The organism is Pseudomonas sp. RIT623 (genome assembly GCF_004519305.1).
In the GTDB taxonomy this organism is placed as follows: Bacteria; Pseudomonadota; Gammaproteobacteria; order Pseudomonadales; family Pseudomonadaceae; genus Aquipseudomonas.
Genome location: NZ_SOZA01000101.1, coordinates 1 through 237 on the forward strand (window position 1 = coordinate 1; position 237 = coordinate 237).

Consider the following 237-nt stretch of genomic DNA (forward strand, 5'->3'; position numbering starts at 1 on the left):
TTGTGTAAAGACGATGCTGTAACGCGACCCTGTTATAGGTCTGTAGCTCAGTTGGTTAGAGCGCACCCCTGATAAGGGTGAGGTCGGCAGTTCAAATCTGCCCAGACCTACCAATTACTTGGTGCGGCTGGTCAAATGGGGCCATAGCTCAGCTGGGAGAGCGCCTGCCTTGCACGCAGGAGGTCAGCGGTTCGATCCCGCTTGGCTCCACCACTCTTTCAGGTTTCGCAGCACTGC

General features: G+C 56.1%; 2 tRNA genes. Both read left to right on the forward strand.

The features are described from left to right. Window positions 1–36 precede the first annotated feature (36 nt). Window positions 37–113: transfer RNA gene (locus tag E3U47_RS24825), tRNA-Ile, on the forward strand. A gap of 24 nt (window positions 114–137) precedes the next feature. Next, window positions 138–213, forward strand: a tRNA-Ala gene (locus tag E3U47_RS24830). The last annotated feature ends 24 nt before the right edge of the window (window positions 214–237 follow it).